12 protein-coding genes are annotated in these 15,999 nt (G+C 71.8%); 5 read left to right on the forward strand and 7 right to left on the reverse strand.

From position 1 onward, the window contains the following. Positions 1-35 precede the first annotated feature (35 nt). Genes ACIRPT_RS01815 through ACIRPT_RS01825 form a run of 3 tightly spaced genes read left to right on the forward strand, consistent with a single transcriptional unit; the run spans position 36 to position 3,605 of the window. Complete coding sequence (locus tag ACIRPT_RS01815; RefSeq protein ID WP_403820661.1) at positions 36-1,250, forward strand: alkaline phosphatase family protein; 1,215 nt, start codon at positions 36-38, stop codon at positions 1,248-1,250. A 22-nt stretch (positions 1,251-1,272) separates the two neighbouring features. Then, the gene (locus tag ACIRPT_RS01820; protein ID WP_403820664.1) at positions 1,273-2,580 is read left to right on the forward strand and encodes an MFS transporter; all 1,308 of its coding nucleotides are present in this window, start codon (positions 1,273-1,275) and stop codon (positions 2,578-2,580) included. Then, positions 2,577-3,605, forward strand: coding sequence for a TolB family protein (locus ACIRPT_RS01825; RefSeq protein ID WP_403820667.1), 1,029 nt, complete (start codon positions 2,577-2,579; stop codon positions 3,603-3,605). The genes ACIRPT_RS01820 and ACIRPT_RS01825 overlap by 4 nt, the downstream gene beginning before the upstream one ends. 8 nt (positions 3,606-3,613) lie before the next feature. Here the strand turns inward: ACIRPT_RS01825 and lysX are convergent, their stop codons facing one another. Both lysX and ACIRPT_RS01835 read right to left on the reverse strand, forming a co-directional pair. Further along, positions 3,614-6,928, reverse strand: coding sequence for a bifunctional lysylphosphatidylglycerol synthetase/lysine--tRNA ligase LysX (gene lysX / locus ACIRPT_RS01830; protein ID WP_403820671.1), 3,315 nt, complete (start codon positions 6,926-6,928; stop codon positions 3,614-3,616). A gap of 9 nt (positions 6,929-6,937) precedes the next feature. Then, on the reverse strand, positions 6,938-7,504 hold the full coding sequence (locus ACIRPT_RS01835) for an Ig-like domain-containing protein (RefSeq protein WP_403820674.1): 567 nt from the start codon (positions 7,502-7,504) through the stop codon (positions 6,938-6,940). Between the two features lie 271 nt (positions 7,505-7,775). Here ACIRPT_RS01835 and ACIRPT_RS01840 point away from each other — a divergent pair, with 271 nt between their 5' ends. Together ACIRPT_RS01840 and ACIRPT_RS01845 are read left to right on the forward strand one after the other, a co-directional pair. After that, complete coding sequence (locus ACIRPT_RS01840; RefSeq protein ID WP_361321389.1) at positions 7,776-7,970, forward strand: hypothetical protein; 195 nt, start codon at positions 7,776-7,778, stop codon at positions 7,968-7,970. Continuing rightward, positions 7,967-9,175 (forward strand): MFS transporter, encoded by a 1,209-nt coding sequence (locus ACIRPT_RS01845; protein WP_403820677.1) that lies wholly within the window; start codon positions 7,967-7,969, stop codon positions 9,173-9,175. Before ACIRPT_RS01840 ends, ACIRPT_RS01845 begins: the two co-directional genes overlap by 4 nt. A gap of 61 nt (positions 9,176-9,236) precedes the next feature. Here ACIRPT_RS01845 and ACIRPT_RS01850 read toward each other — a convergent pair whose 3' ends face one another. From ACIRPT_RS01850 to ACIRPT_RS01870, 5 genes are all read right to left on the reverse strand, one after another. Continuing rightward, complete coding sequence (locus tag ACIRPT_RS01850; RefSeq protein ID WP_403820680.1) at positions 9,237-10,478, reverse strand: phosphodiester glycosidase family protein; 1,242 nt, start codon at positions 10,476-10,478, stop codon at positions 9,237-9,239. A gap of 142 nt (positions 10,479-10,620) precedes the next feature. Beyond that, on the reverse strand, positions 10,621-11,358 hold the full coding sequence (locus ACIRPT_RS01855; protein ID WP_403820683.1) for an N-acetylmuramoyl-L-alanine amidase: 738 nt from the start codon (positions 11,356-11,358) through the stop codon (positions 10,621-10,623). 254 nt (positions 11,359-11,612) lie between these two features. Continuing rightward, positions 11,613-13,028: a family 2B encapsulin nanocompartment shell protein gene (locus tag ACIRPT_RS01860; RefSeq protein ID WP_403820686.1), complete on the reverse strand. Its 1,416-nt coding sequence runs from the start codon at positions 13,026-13,028 to the stop codon at positions 11,613-11,615. A 106-nt stretch (positions 13,029-13,134) separates the two neighbouring features. Next, positions 13,135-14,595, reverse strand: a complete 1,461-nt coding sequence (locus ACIRPT_RS01865) for a family 2B encapsulin nanocompartment shell protein (protein ID WP_403820689.1) — start codon at positions 14,593-14,595, stop codon at positions 13,135-13,137. 110 nt (positions 14,596-14,705) lie between these two features. Beyond that, entirely contained in the window at positions 14,706-15,998 is a 1,293-nt protein-coding gene (locus ACIRPT_RS01870; RefSeq protein WP_403820692.1) for an ROK family protein, read from the reverse strand. Position 15,999 lies beyond the last annotated feature (1 nt).

Below are 15,999 nucleotides of genomic sequence, written 5' to 3' on the forward strand. Positions count from 1 at the left end.
CCCCCGCCCGCCCTACCGACAAGGAGTGAGACCGGATGACACCCCAAGCCCGACCTCCAGCCGAGCCCCGAGCCGACCTCCGGCCGAAGCCCCGGGCCAAGCGCCTGCGCACCGCGCTCGCCGCGACCCTCGGCGCGCTCGGCCTGATCGTCACGGCCACCGCCGCCCAGGCCCAGGGCCCCCGGCAGCACGCCGTCAAGGCCGCACTGCCGGCCTACGACCACGTCGTCATCGTCGTCTTCGAGAACAAGCAGTACAACGAGATCATCGGCAGCGCCAACGCGCCCTACATCAACCAACTCGCCCAGGGCGGCGCCAGCCTGACGGGCATGAAGGCGCTGACCCACCCCAGCCAGCCGAACTACTTCAACCTCTTCTCCGGCGCCACCCAGGGCATCACCGGCGACGGCTGCTATACCGCGCAGTCGATGAACGCCCCCAACCTCGGCCAGGAGCTGATCGCCGCCGGCAAGACCTTCGGCAGCTACAACGAGGGCCTGCCCAGCGAGGGTTCCACGGCCTGCTCCAGCGGCAAGTACGCGCAGAAGCACAACCCGTGGTTCGCCTTCAACAACGTGCCGGTCAACACCGGCAAGACCTTCGCGCAGTTCCCCAAGGACGACTTCAGCAAGCTGCCGACGCTGTCGTTCGTCGTCCCGGACCTGTGCAACGACATGCATGACTGCGCCGTCGGCAGCGGCGACACCTGGCTCAAGAACAACCTCGACTCCTACGCCCAGTGGGCGAAGGCCAACAACAGCCTGCTGGTGCTCACCTGGGACGAGGACAACTACCTGGGCTCCAACCAGATCGCGAGCGTGTTCCACGGGGCCCACGTCAAGCAGGGCGCGGTCAGCGGGGCGTACAACCACTACAGCCTGCTGCGGACCTTCGAGGACATGTACGGCACCGGCCACGCGGGCAACGCGGCCACCGCCACCCCCGTCACCGAGGTGTTCGACGCCGGCGGCACCCAGCCGCCCGGCGGCGACCTCAAGCTCACCGCCCCCGGCCCGCAGACCTGCCGCTTCAACCAGGACTGCACGGTGCAGCTGACCGCCACCGGCGGCAAGGGCCCGCTCGCCTACCGCGCCACCGGTCTGCCGCTGGGCCTGACCATCGACGCGGCCGGCGGCCGGATCGCCGGCAAACCCTGGCAGACCGGCACCTTCCAGGTCACCGCCACCGCCAGCGACGCAGCGAAGGCCACCGCCACCGCAGCCTTCCCGCTCACCGTCAACTGGTTCTGACCCACCGCACGAGGAGACGTCCGTGTATCTCTCGTCCAGCCGCGCCGCCGACGCCTCGGCCGGCGTCGCCCGCGACCGGCCCTTCGCCCGCCGCGCCGTCGCCGGCAATGTCGTCGCCCTCGGCCTGGTCAGCATGGTCACGGACGTCTCCTCGGAGATGGTGACCGCGGTCCTGCCGCTGTACCTGGTCGCGGGCCTCGGCATGACCCCGCTCGCCTACGGCCTGCTCGACGGCGTCTACCAGGGCGTCACCGCGCTGGTCCGCCTCGTGGGCTCCTACGCCGCCGACCGCACCCGCCGCCGCAAGCTCGTCGCGGGCGCCGGCTACGCCCTCTCCGCCCTCTGCAAACCCGTCCTGCTCGCCGTCACCACTCCCTGGGCGATCGGCGCCGTGCTGGCCGCCGACCGCACCGGAAAGGGCCTGCGCAGCGCCCCGCGCGACGCCCTGATCTCGCTGTCCACCACCCCCGAGGAACAGGGCCGCGCCTTCGGCGTGCACCGCACCCTGGACACCGCCGGCGCGCTGCTCGGCCCGCTCGCCGCCTTCGGCGTGCTGTGGGCCGCCCGCGACGGCTATGACGCGGTCTTCCAAGTCAGCTTCTGCTGCGCGGCGTTCGGCGTTCTGCTGCTCGTCCTGTACGTCCGTGACCCGCGCCCGGACCCCGCCGCGCACAGCGAGCGGACGCCCCGTCCGGGTGCCGTACGCACCCTCCGCACCCTGGCCCGTACCCCCGGCGTGCCGCGGCTGAGCCTGGCCGCCGTAATCCTGGGCGCCGCCACCATCAGTGACGCCTTCCTCTATCTCGTCCTGCAGCAGCGCCACCACCTCGACGCACGGTGGTTCCCGCTGCTGCCGGTCGGCACCGCGGCGGCCTTCCTGCTGCTGGCGCTCCCGGTCGGCCGCCTCGCGGACCGTGCGGGGCGCCTGCGGGTCTTCCTGGCCGGTCACGGCGCCCTGCTCGCCGGGTACCTCCTCCTGCTCGCCCCCATCGGCGGGCCGGCCCAACTCCCCGCCATGGCCGCCCTGTTCCTCCTCCTGGGCGTTTTCTACGCCGCCACCGACGGGGTGCTGATGGCTGCCGCCGCCCCGCTCCTGCCACCCGCCCTGCGGGCGAGCGGTCTGGCCCTGGTGCAGACCGGCCAGGCCGTGGGCCGCTTCGCCGCCGCGGTCCTGTTCGGCGCGGCCTGGACGGCCCTCGGCCCCACCACGGCCCTGGCCGCCGCGGCCGGCTGCCTGGCCGCCGCCGTCGCCCTCTGCGCCCTGCTCCTCGCCCGCGGACGGGCGGCCGCCCGCCGCCGGGACTCCGTCGGAAGAAAGGCCTCCGCATGACGCCGGTCCCCGCCCGCCACCGCCTCCTGATCCTCCTCGCGGCCACCGCCCTCCTCGTCACCGGCGCCGTCGTCGCGGTCGGCCGCGCCGCCGACCGGGCCGGGGAGCGCAGCCATGACCGGGCGGGCCAACCCACCGTGAGAAAAGGTGAGTTGGACCTACGGCGGCCAGGGCGACTGCTCTTCCGGAATCTGGCCTGGGGTCCTCAGCGCGACCACCTCGCCTCCGTCCCGCTGGCCGCCCCCGCCGCCGCCCGCACCGCCGCCCCCAGGGACTGCCTGCGCTTCCACGCCGCCGCCGGCACCGGCATCTGTCTGCGGGCCACCGGGGGAGTGGTGCCGGGCCACGAGGCCGTCGTCCTGGACTCCCGCATGCAGCCCGTACGCCGCTTCCCGGTGCCCGGCATCCCCACCCGCGCCCGCGTCTCGCCCAGCGGCCGCCTCGTCGCCTGGACGGTCTTCGTCAGCGGGGACTCGTACGCGGGCGGCGCGTTCTCCACCCGTACCGCCCTCTACGACACCCGGACCCGCACCCTCCACGACAACCTGGAGGACTTCACCGTCCGCATCGACGGCCGCCGCCACGAAGCCGTCGACCACAACTTCTGGGGCGTGACCTTCGCCGCCGACGACACCACCTTCTACGCCACGCTCGGCACCGGGGGCCGCACCTATCTCGTCCGCGGCAACCTGACCCGCCGCACCCTGACCGCCGTCCGCGAAAACGTCGAATGCCCCTCCCTCTCCCCGGACGGCACCCGCATCGCCTTCAAGAAGCGGGTACGGCCCAAAGGGGCGGACGCACCCTGGCGGCTGTACGTCCTGGACCTGCGCAGCGGCCGCGAGAGGCCGCTCGCCGAGCGGGCGAGCGTGGACGACCAGGCGCTGTGGCTGGACCGCGACACCCTCCTCTACGCCCTGCCCGGGGACTACGGCGCCGACCTGTGGGAGGTGCCCGCCAACGGCAAAGGCCACCCCCGCAAGGTGGTGGCCTCCGCCGTCTCGCCCGCCGTGTCCGGGCCCTGAGGGCCGCCTCAGCGGCGCCGGACCAGCGGGAACGGCAGCGTCTCGCGGATCGACAGCCCGGTCAGGAACATCACCAGCCGGTCCACGCCGATGCCCAGACCACCCGTGGGCGGCATCGCATACTCCAGAGCCTGGAGGAAGTCCTCGTCCAGCTCCATCGCCTCGGGGTTGCCGCCCGCCGCCAGCAGCGACTGCGCGGTGAGCCGCCGCCGCTGCTCGACCGGGTCGGTCAGCTCCGAGTAGGCGGTGCCCAGTTCGGTGCCGAACGCGACCAGGTCCCAGCGCTCGGCGAGCCGCGGGTCGCGGCGGTGCTGCCGGGTCAGCGGGGAGACATCGGTGGGGAAGTCCTTGTAGAACGTCGGGAGCTGGGTCTTCTCCTCCACCAGCCGCTCGTACATCTCCAGCACGATGTCGCCGCGCCCCATCTCCGGTTTCACCGGCACCGCCGCGCGCAGACACAGCCGCCGCAGCACATCCGGCCCGGTGTCCGCGTCGACCTCCTCGCCGAGCGCCTCCGAGATCGCGCCGTAGACCGTCTTGACCGGCCAGAGCCCCGAGATGTCGTGCTCCACCAGCCGGCCGTTCGCATCGGCCTTACGGGCGGTGGCGCTGCCGAACGCGGCGATCGCCGCGCTCTGGATCAGCTCCCGGGTGAGATCCAGCATCACGTCGTAGTCGGCGAACGCCTGGTACGCCTCCAGCATCGTGAACTCGGGGTTGTGCTTGTAGGAGATGCCCTCGTTACGGAACGTCCGCCCCATCTCGAAGACCTTCTCCATACCGCCCACGCACAGCCGCTTGAGATACAGCTCCGGCGCGATCCGCAGATACAGATCGAGGTCGTAGGCATTGATGTGGGTATGGAACGGGCGGGCGTTGGCGCCGCCGTGGATCTGCTGCAGCATCGGCGTCTCGACCTCGAGGTAGCCGCGGTCGATCAGCCCCTGGCGCAGCGCCTGCACGGCCGTGCTGCGCGCCCGCAGGTTCTCCCGCGCATCCGTCGAGACGACCAGGTCCACATACCGCTGGCGGACCTTGGCCTCCGGGTCGGACAGCCCGCGCCGCTTGTCCGGCAGCGGCCGCAGGCACTTGGCGGTCAGCCGCCACTGCGTCACGAACACCGTCAGTTCACCGCGGTCGCTCGCGCCGACCTCGCCCTCGGCCTCGACATGGTCACCCAGGTCGATGTCCGAGCCGAAGCGCTCCAGCAGCTCCTTGCCGCTGCCGTCCCGGGTCAGCGCGATCTGGAGATCGCCCGACCAGTCCCGCAGCACCGCGAACAGCACCCCGCCGTGGTCGCGGGTGAGCAGCACCCGCCCCGCGACGCTGACGGCCTTGCCGGTACGGGTCCCCGGCACGAGGTCGGGGTGCTCGTCCCGTACCTCGCCGAGCGTGTGCGTCCGCTCCACCCCCACCGGATACGGATCCGTGCCCGCTTCCCGCAGCCGCTCCAGCTTGTGGTGGCGCACCCGCACCTGCTCGGGCAGCGCGGCCAGCTCCTGCGCGCGCTGCTCCTCCTCGGTGGCCGGGGTGTGCACCAGCCCGAGCTCGTGCAGCGACGGCAGACCGGCGGTGCTCGCCGGGGCCAGCACCCGCTTCTGGTGCCCCTTGCCCCACAGCTTGCCCAGGCTCGGTACCGCCACGAAGCCCTCGGCGATACCGGACGCGAGCCCGATCCGGGCCAGCGCACCGGCGTCGGCGTAGCACAGGAACCGCGGGTACCACTCGGGGTTGTACTTGGCGTTGGAGCGGTAGAGCGCCTCCAGCTGCCACCACTTGGAGAAGAACAGCAGCAGCTTGCGCCAGAACTTCAGCACCGGGCCGGCGCCGATCCGGCCGCCCTCCTCGAAGGCGGACCGGAAGACCGCGAAGTTCAGCGAGATCCGGCGCACCCCGAGCTGCCCGGACTGGGCGCACAGCTGGGCGACCATGTACTCCATGACGCCGTTGGGCGCGGACCGGTCGCGGCGCATCACATCCAGCGAGATGCCGTCCGTGCCCCAGGGCACGAAGGACAGCAGCGCCATCATCTTGCCTTCGCCGTCGAACGCCTCGGCCAGCAGGCAGTCCCCGTCCTCCGGATCGCCGAGCCGGTCCAGCGCCATCGAGAAGCCGCGCTCGGTCTCGGTGTCGCGCCAGGCGTCCGCCCGGTGGATGACCTCCTGCATCTCCTCGTCGGAGAGCGCGGAGTGGCGGCGCAGCCGGAAGGTGGCCCCGGTGCGCTCGACGCGGTTGACGGCCTGCCGCGTCACCCGCATCTCGCGGCCGTCCAGATCGAAGTCCTTGACGTGCAGGATCGCCTCGTCGCCCAGCTGCAGCGCGCCCAGCCCGGCGCGCGCGAACGCCTTCGCGCCGTCCTCGCTCGCGCCCATGACGGCGGGCTGCCAGCCGTAGCGTACGGCGACCTCCAGCCAGGCCTCGATGGCCGGTCCCCAGGCTTCCCGGTCGCCGACCGGGTCACCGCTGGCCAGGCAGACGCCGGTCTCCACGCGGTAGGTGACGGCGGCCTTGCCGCTGGGGGAGAAGACCACGGCCTTGTCACGCCGGGTGGCGAAGTAGCCCAGTGAGTCCTGGCTGCCGTAGCGGGCGAGCAGCGCCCGGATACGGGCCTCCTCGTCGCCGTGCAGCGCGGCCTCCATCCGCTGCGAACGGAACAGCGCGGCGGCGGCGTTCAGCAGCGCGAGCGCGCCCAGCAGACCCAGCACCGAGACGAGCCAGTGCGGCGGATGCCCGTCGAAGTGGTAGCCGGTGACCAGCCCGCCGCAGACGCGGTTGGCGGTCCACAGCAGCCGGTTGCCGCCGCCGGCCGGCAGGGTGCCGGGGAACAGCGAGACCAGCCCCCAGCCGATCAGAACGGCCGCCACCAGCCCGCCGGCCAGCACACCGATGGCCCGCAGGAACGCCCCGCGGCGGGTGATCGCGTAGAACTCGCGGTGGGCGAGGATCAGCAGCACCAGCGCGCCCGTGCACAGCACCACCGAGACCGCGAACTCCCAGTAGCCCGCGGCCAGAAACAGCGCATATGTCAGGGTGACCAGCACGAGATACGCGACCAGGAACCACAGCGCCACCCGTTTACGGGCGGCCAGCGCCGCGCCGAGCAGGAAGAGGAACGCGGCGTAGGCGAAGTTCGGTGCCACCGGGATGGTGAGCGTGTCCAGCCAGTAGATGACCGGCTCGAGTCCGCGCCGCAAGGGCCCGATCAGTGCTGTCAGGGCGCAGAAGAGCCCCAGCACGCTGAAGGTGATGGCGAAGCCATTGGGCACACGGCGCCGGAAGCGCTGCCACGCCGAAAGTTGATCCTGGTCCTGCACGGTGCTCATTCCGTCAGATTAGGCTTTTTGGGCTGGGAAAGGGTTCAGCTGCTGTGGGGTTGCTCGGCCATCCTGTCTCCGGTCCGCCGGCCGTGCCGGCTCTCCCCCGTACGAACGATCCGGGGGCCCTTCCGTGGCCGCCCGTCCCTGACTCGCCGCCGACCCGCCGAGGCCGCCGGCCTTGGCGGTCGTCACCGATTCCTTGACCTCGCCCCGCACGCCCCCGGCGTTCTCCGTACGGGCGACGACGGAGTACTTGGTGGCCGGCGCGAGCCCCGTACGGGAGGTCCAGACCGTGTCGCCGCGCTGGAGCGCACCGGCCAGCTGCTCTCCCCGGGGATCGGTGACCGTCACCCGGGTCAGCACACCGCCGCTCGCGGTCACCCGCAGCCGGTCACCGGCCTGCACCGTCCTGGTCCCGCTGGCCGCCCCCAGCCCCACCTCCACGGCATTGCCCGCACCCGCCGATGCGGTACTGGCCCCGCACCCGCTGAGCGCACCGACGCCGATCAGCGACGCCAGTACGAGCGCACCGTGCGGTGACCGGCGGGACCGGGCGCAGCGCGGAGAAGGAGGCTGGCTCATGAGCGGGGCTTTCGTGGAGGGCGCGGGCGCGCCGAGGCTGTCGGCCGCTAAGACGGTCAACCTCGACGCGCCGTTGCGCGGAGTGACGTGATGCGCGTCACGTGGTGAGGGGTGCGTGTGGGGGACGTGGCGCCGGGGCTGCCCGCCGTGCGCCGGTGACGTGCAGTGATCACCCGATTGGCGCACCGGGCCAGGAACCGGACATACCCCGAAATACGCCAAACTGGCCACTCATTGCCGTCCGTTCGGGCGGCGGTCGAGGAGGTGCACCATGGCCATTTCCATTTCGGTCGTCCTACTGCTGGTGATCTTGACCGTCATCTTTCTGCGCAGCGGAAAGCTCAAGTTCTCGCACGCCCTGGTGTGCGCCCTGCTCGGCTTCTACCTCGCGAGCAGCAGCCTCGCCCCCGACATCCACCAAGGACTCGCCGGCGCCGCCGACGTGGTGAGCAGCGTACGTCCGTGACGGCAGCCGCCTACCGGAACCTCATTCTCGCCACCCTCGGCTTCACGATCACCTTCTGGGCGTGGAACCTGATCCCCCCGCTCGGCAGCGCCTTCAAGGCCGGCCTCCACCTCACCGACCTCCAGGTCACGGCGCTGGTGGCGGCGCCGCTGGCGGCCGGGTCGCTGGGCCGGGTGCCGGTCGGCGCGCTCACCGACCGCTATGGCGCGCGGGTGATGTTTCCGCTGGTCTCGGCGCTCACCATCGTTCCGGTGCTGCTGCTCATCCCCGTCAAGAGCTCCTACGGCGCGCTGCTCGCCGTCGGCTTCCTCCTCGGCCTGGGCGGCACCACCTTCGCCATCGGCGTTCCGCTCCTCAACGCCTGGTTCCCGCCCACCCGGCGCGGCCTGGCGCTGGGCGTCTTCGGCATGGGCATGGGCGGCGTGGCGCTCTCCGGCTATCTCACGCCCCGCATCCACCGCTACGACGAGAACCTCCCCTATCTCGTCGTCGCCTTCGCCCTCGCCGCCTTCGCGGTGCTCGCCGGGCTCCTGATCACCGACCACCCGGACCGGCCGGTTCCGCAGACCTCACTCGCCACCCGGCTGGGCGGGGCCGGCCGGCTGCGGGCCACCTGGGAACTGGCCGCGCTGTACGCGATCGGGTTCGGCGGGATCCTCGCGTCCGGCGTCTATCTGCCGACCTATCTGGAGACCTGGTACCGCCTCGACGCCGCCGACGCGGGCGCCAATGCGGCCGGCTTCGCGCTGGTCACCGTGGTCTTCCGGCCCATCGGCGGCTGGTGCTCGGACCGTGTGCACCCCGCCGCCGTCACCGCCTGGGCGCTCGGCGCGGTCGCCCTCCCGGCCCTCGTCCAGGCCTTCGACCCGGCGCTGCACCCGGTCGGCACCCTCGACCTCCTGATCATGGCGGCGGGCCTGGGAGCGGCCGCCGGCTCGGTCTTCGCCCTGCTCTCGCGGGTCACCCCCCAGGACCGGATCGGCGGCGTCACCGGCATCGTCGGCGCGGTCGGCGGCCTCGGCGGCTTCGTACCCCCAGTCGTCATGGGCGCCGTCCACCGCAGCAAGGGCACCTACTCCCTCGGCTTCGTGCTGCTCTCCGGCCTGGCCCTGGCCGGCTGTCTCTACGCCCTCGTCCGCATGCGCACGGCGGGCACCGGCCGCACCGGCGAATCCCGGCCCGCCGGACCCGGCGGCTTCCCGTGAAGCCCCCGCATCCCAGCCATCCGGACCAGTCGCATCAAACGCACCAAGATCATCATGTGGATCATCCGAAACTGAACACCCCGACCGCATTCGGCACCGGTCGCTCCGCCCCGCCCGACGGATGATTCCGTACGGTCACATCCCGGCTGAAGGGATCGCGGGTGACCAGCGTCGAGGACCCGCCGCCGTCCAGATCGACCGCATCCCGCGACCCCAGACGGCTCATCAGCTCGGCCAGCTCACGCACCGTCATACCGGCCTCCCCCGGAGTCCCGTCCAGCGACATCAGATACAGCACCCGGCCATCGTCCCCGACCCCCGCCGCGGTACGCACCGCCGCCGCGCTCGCGTCCAGCCCATCCACCGGCTGTGCCTCGCGCACGATCGGGAAACCGCCGACCGCGAACCGCAACGGCACCGGCCCCCGCCCGACCAGGCGGTGGCTGATGTGCACCGGATCGCCCAGACGCAACTTGCGCAGCTGCCGCGCCCCTTCCTCCCGGCCCACCAGCACCACGCTCCCCGCGGCGACCCCGCCCGCGCCCGGCCGGTCGGCCAGCTCCGTCACCCGGCCGCCCCGGACCGTCACCTCGGCCGTCTCCGCGCTGCACGGCGCCGCCCGGTCCGTGTCCGTGCCGCAGGTGGCGCGCTGCCGGGAGACCGGGCCCCACAGCTCGGTGTAGGCGCCGATGCCGTCCACCGGCAGCGCGTACTGGTTGAGCCCGCGCAGACGTAGCGGACCGTCGGGGGTCCACACCGTGCCGCGCAGCGAGAGCCGGTCCAGCCGTGCCCGGTGGTCGTACCCGATGCCGAGGACGTCCTCGGTGGTCGCGCCGGGCGGCATGGCCGGCCCGAACCGCTGCCCGTCGGGCACCGCGCCCTTGAGCCGCCGCCCGGACGAGATCGCCGGCCCGACCGAGGCGCCCGTCGGCTCCACCCCCGGGTGCTGGGTCTCGCTGATATTGAAGAAGTCGCCGTTGACGGCCCCCACCGCGGCCCGCGCGTCGGCCAGTTCGGAGACCGGTGAGCGCGCGCCCACCGCGCCCGGATACAGCAGATCCACCGTCACCCGGGGATCGTCCAGATCGACCGTCAGCAGATGACCGTGGGCGATGCCGCGCGGCACCGTCGTACGGAATTCCCCGTACGCCACACCGGGCGCCACCGGCACCTCGGCCACCTGGCGGAGGGAGTCACCCGCGGCGGCGGCCTGCGCCCCGCCGGCCACTCCGCCTCCGGCCAGTGCGGCCCAGGCCACCAGCGCCGTGAGTACTATGCGAACACGACCGAATCGCTGTGTCACGAGCCCCCCTGACGTCACGCCAAATGTCTCAGGTGCCGAAGACGCTCACTATGACCCGCGGATGTCGATTATCTGCACAACTGTGGTACGACCGTCGTGTCGTCCAACCGCGCGGACGGGCCGCGCGGTCCGACGTCGCCGGTCAGCGGTTCGCCGCGGTGACCAGCTCCATGTAGCGCGCCCAGTCCCAGTACTGTCCCGGGTCGGTGTGATCGGTCCCGGGGACCTCGACATGGCCGATGATGTGCTCGCGGTCCTTGGGGATCCCGTAGCGGTCGCACACCGCGGAGGTCAGCGCGGCGGACCGGGCGTAGAGCACGTCGGTGAACCACTTGGGGTCGTCGATCCAGCCCTCGTGCTCGATGCCGATGGTGCGGGTGTTGTAGTCCCAGTTCCCGGCGTGCCAGGCGACGTCCTTCTCGCGGACGCACTGGGCGATGTAGCCGTCGCGGGACCGCACGACAAAGTGCGCGGCCGCCTTGTGGGCCGGGTCCTGGAAGAGCCTGATGGTGTCGTCGAACGTCTCCTGCGTCACATGCACCACGACCATCCCGATCGGGTACTGGCGGGGACGGTCGGCGGCGGTGTAGTTGGCGGGGTCGGCCGGAGTCCAGTGAACGGAGGGGTAGTCGTTGGTGCCGGCGATGTCACCCACATCACCCACATCACCCACGTCACCGATGTCACCGGCATCGGTGGCATCGGTGGCGTCGGCCATCTCGGGGATTTCGTCGGTTCCGACGTCGCCGGTCGGGCCGTCGGGGGGCGGGGTCGCGCGCGCGGTGGCCGCGGTGACGGGGCCGAGGACGGTGGCCGCGGCGAGCGCGGCGGCGCCGGTGAGCAGACGACGGCGGGCCGGGTGAAGGCGGTCGGGCTCCATGTGAACTCCTGACAAGGGACCGTGAGGTGGTCGCGTACATGTCACGCACATGCGATGCGTTCATCATGCGCAACAGCGCGCGCCCTGCCAAGGGAATGGCCATTTCGCCAATGGGCTCGACCAAAGACGGAACCCCGCAGGTCAGAAAATGGCAAACACCTGATCAGACGTCACCCGGGTGCCGCACCACCGGCCCTGACGATCGGGCGGTGGCGCGGCACCCGGGTGAGATCGGCCGCCGGTCGGTTCGCCGGTCAGTGACCGATCTCGACGTTCTCCAGGATGCCCAGCGCATCCGGCACCAGCACCGCCGCCGAGTAGTAGGTGCTGACCAGGTACTTGATGACCGCCTGCTCATTGATGCCCATGAAGCGCACCGACAGCCCCGGCTGGTACTCGTCCGGAATCCCGGTCTGGTGCAGGCCCACCACGCCCTGGTTCTCCTCGCCGAGCCGCAGCGCGAGGATCGAGCTGGTCTGGTCCGGGTTCACCGGGATCTTGTTGCACGGCAGCAGCGGAATGCCCCGCCAGGCCCGGACCGGGGTGCCGTCGATCTCCGCCCCGGTCGGGTAGATGCCCCGCGCGTTCCATTCCCGCCCGACCGCCGCGATGGTGCGCGGATGCGCCAGCAGCACCTGGGTCTTGCGGCGCCGCGAGATGAGCTCGTCCATGTCGTCCGGGGTGGGCGCGCCATTGCGGGTGTGGATGCGCTGCTTGAGATCGGCGTTGTGCAGCAGCCCGAACTCGCGGTTGTTGATCATCTCGTGTTCCTGGCGCTCGCGCAGCGCCTCCACCGTCAGTCGCAGCTGCTGGTCCAGCTGGTTCATCGGGTCGTTGTAGAGGTCCGCGACCCGAGAGTGGATCTTGAGGACGGTCTGCGCGACGCTGAGCTCGTACTCCCGCGGCGCCCGCTCGTAGTCGGCGAACGTGCCGGGCAGGGACGGTTCGCCGACATGGCCCGCGGCCACCTCGATGGCCGCCTCGCCGTGCTTGTTCTGCGCCGGCACCAGCGCGGCCCGGAAGTTGTCGACATGCTCGCGCAGCGACTCCGAACGGCCCAGCACCTCCGCGTACTCGGCGCGGGACAGCGTCAGGGCGGTCACCCGCGTCACCGCCCGTACGGTGTGCTCCCACTCCGCCTCCGCCGACAGCAGCGCGGCCGCGCCCAGGTGGTCACCGTCGGCCATCGTCCCCAGGACCGTTTCATCGCCGTACTTGCCGGTGCCGAGCTTTTCGAGCTTGCCGTGGGCGATCAGGATGATGCGGTCCGCCGGCTGGTCCTGCTGGGCGAGCACATCGCCGGGCGCGAACTCGTGCTGGCTGAAACGGTCGGCCAGCGCCTCGAGCGTCGGGGTGTCCGTGTAGCCGCGCAGCGGCGCCATCTCGCGGAGCTCGGCGGGAATCACCCGGACCTCGGAGCCGGTCGTGACGAACTCCACCCGGCCGTCGCCGAGCGTGTGGGTGAGACGACGGTTGACGCGGTACGTACCGCCGGAAACCTGAGTCCAGGGCAGGACGCGCAGCAGCCAGCGGGAGGAGATCCCCTGCATCTGCGGCACGGTCTTGGTCGTGGTCGCCAGCTTGCGCGCGGCCGCGGTGTCCAGGCTGGAACGGTTCTGTTCGATGTCGGACGCCTGCGAGCCGGAGGTCGGATCCACGGATGTGGTCATGGAGAAAGCTCACCTGTTCTGGTCGGTGCTGTGAGTACTGCCGAGGGCTGCTGGATTCGGGGAGCGCTGGCTGGGGAATACGGGCGGTGAGCGCCGCGCGGGATATTCAGTGGCCGATTTCCACGTCATCGAGGACACCCAGCGCATCCGGGACGAGAACGGCCGCGGAATAGTAGGCGCTGACCAGGTAGTTGATGACGGCCTTTTCGTCGATTCCCATAAAGCGGACCGAGAGGCTGGGCTCGTATTCATCGGGAATCCCGCTGCGGTGCAGGCCGACGACGCCCTGCTTCTCCTCGCCGGTGCGCAGCAGCAGAATGGAACTCGTGCCTTCCTTTGTCACCGGGATCTTGTTGCACGGGAAGATCGGCACCCCGCGCCACGACGGCAGCGAATGCCCGTTGACATCCACCGCCGTCGGATACAGCCCCCGGGCGCTGCACTCCCGGCCGATCGCGGCGATCGCCCTGGGGTGCGCGAGTAGAAAGCCCGGGTCCTTCCAGACCGTCGCGAGGAGTTCATCGAGGTCGTCGGGGGTGGGCGGGCCGCTGCGGGTGGGGATGCGCTGCCGGAGGTCGGCGTTGTGCAGCAGCCCGAACTCGCGGTTGTTGACCATCTCGTGCTCCTGGCGCTCGCGCAGCGCCTGGATGGTCAGCTTGAGCTGCTCCTCGACCTGGTTCATCGGGTCGTTGTAGAGGTCGCCGACCCGGGTGTGGGTGCGCAGCACCGTCTGCGCGACGCTGAGTTCGTACTCCCGCGGCGCCAGGTCATAGTCGACGAACGTGCTGGGCAGGGACGGTTCGCCGTGATGGCCGGAGGCGATGGTGACCGCCGATTCCCCGCTGGCGTTCGTCGGCTGCAGGAGCCCCTGCCCGGCCGTCGCGAGATGCTCGCGCAGTGCGGGCGAGCGCTCGGCGATCTCCCGCGCGGCCTGCCGCGGCAGCGCCATGACCGTCACCCGGGTCACCGCGCGATAGCTGACCTCCCAGGTCGCATCGTCGCTGATGAGCGGCGCGTCGCCAAGGTGGTCGCCGCCGGCCAGCGCGGCCAGCACGGTGGCATCGCCGTATTTGCCGGTGCCGATGCGGTCCACCCGGCCGTGCACGATCAGCACCAGCCGGTCCCCGGGCTCGCCGGCCTCGGCAATCAGCTCCCCGGGGGCGTATTCCCGCTGCGTGAAGCGTTCCCCCAGCGCGGCCAGCACCTCGGTATCGGTGAAGTCGCGCAGCGCGGGCAGCTCACGCAACTCGTCCGGAATGATCGAGACCTCCGCCCCGGAAACGGCGAAGTCGATACGTCCGTCGCCGACGGTGTGCGACAGCCGGCGGTTGACCCGATACGTGCCACCGGAGACCTGCACCCATGGCAACAGTCGCAGCAGCCAGCGGGAAGTGATTCCCTGCATCTGCGGAGTTGTTTTGGTGGTGGTCGCCAAATTCCGCGCTGCGGTGGTACTCAGGCTTGAATGCGGGGAATCCTCGGCGCTTCCGATTGAGGTCTCGTCGGCAATCGTCACAAGTCCGCCTATCTCTGGAAGGGCGCGGCGCAGCCGGAACGGCCTCCCCATTCACGGGAGTTCGTCTCGTCGGCTGCTCACGCATCCGAAGATAGCCGTGCTGTTTTAATCAGCACAATCGCTCGAATGGGTGGCATGGAAATCTCTTTCCATGGAAAGGTTTAGCCGGTTCGGTACTGGGGAGAGTGTGTCGGGGCGCCAGTACTGCCCGGATCCTCCAGGACAGTCCGCAATGCCGCATACGCCGCACCGAGCAGCGGCCCGTCCGCGCCCAGCCGGGACGCCGCCACCAGGCATCCGTCCGGCCGCGCGGGGGCCGGGGCGACGGCCGTCCGCAGCGCCAACTCGCGCTCCAGGGACGGCAGGACCCAGGGCGCGAGCCCCGCCAGCGCCCCGCCGAGGATCACCGCCCGGGGGTCGAGCAGATTCACCGCCCCGGCGAGCGCGATGCCCAGCGCGGTCCCCGCCTCGCGCAGCGCCCCTATGGTGGCCGCGTTCCCGTCGGTGGCCCGGCGCGCGAGCAGCGCCGTACGCTCCCCGGGCCCCGGGTGCCCGCCCGCCGCCCGCTCCGGTGTGAGCCCGCCCGCGCGCAGTACGGCCGCTTCCCCGGCGTACTGCTCTAGGCAGCCCCGGCCCCCGCAGGCGCACGGACGGCCGTCCGGATACACCGGCACATGCCCCAGCTCACCCGCGAAACCCCGGGCGCCCCGCAGGAGTTGGCCGTCCACGACGATCGCGGCGCCGATCCCGGCCTCCGCCGAGACATGCACGAAGTCCGCCGGTGCCGCGAGTCCGCCGGCGCCGCCCAGCCGGAGTTCGGCCAGGGCGCCGAGGTTGGCCTCGTTGTCGACGGTGAGCGGCACGCGGGCGTCGTACACCGCTGCCGCGTCCGGGGCGGGGGTGAGCGCGGCGGCCAGCTCGGGGGCGAGATCCGCCGACCGCCAGCCGAGGTTGGGGGCGTGTACGACGGTCGCCGAACCGCGGGCCACCAGGCCGGGTACCGCGACCGTCAGCCCGGCCGGCCGCAGCCCCTCGGCGGCGATCTCCGCCGTCACCCCCGCCAGCAGCGCGGACAGCCGCCGGAGCACGGGCCCGGGTTCGCTGTGCCGGTTGGCCGAGTCGGTGGCCACCCGGGCCCGTACCGTGCCGCGCAGATCCATCGCGCACACCGCCAGATGGTCGACGCCTATCTCGGCCCCGATCCCCGCCGGACCGCTGTCGCTGACCGTCAGCTCGCTCCCCGGCCTGCCCCGTCCGCTGGGTGCCGCCCGCCCGGCCTCGACCAGCAGCCCCGCCCGCAACAGCTCGTCCACCAGCGGCGCGACCCCCGCCCTGGTCAGCCCGATCCGCGCCGCGACCCCCGCCCGGGACATCGTCCCCGCGTCGGCCACGGCCCGCAGCACCCGGGAGAGGTTGCGGCGGCGGAGGGCGTGCTGGGTGTCGGGGCTGGGCACG

Source organism: Streptomyces sp. NPDC101227 (assembly GCF_044767545.1).
GTDB lineage: Bacteria > Actinomycetota > Actinomycetes > Streptomycetales > Streptomycetaceae > Streptomyces.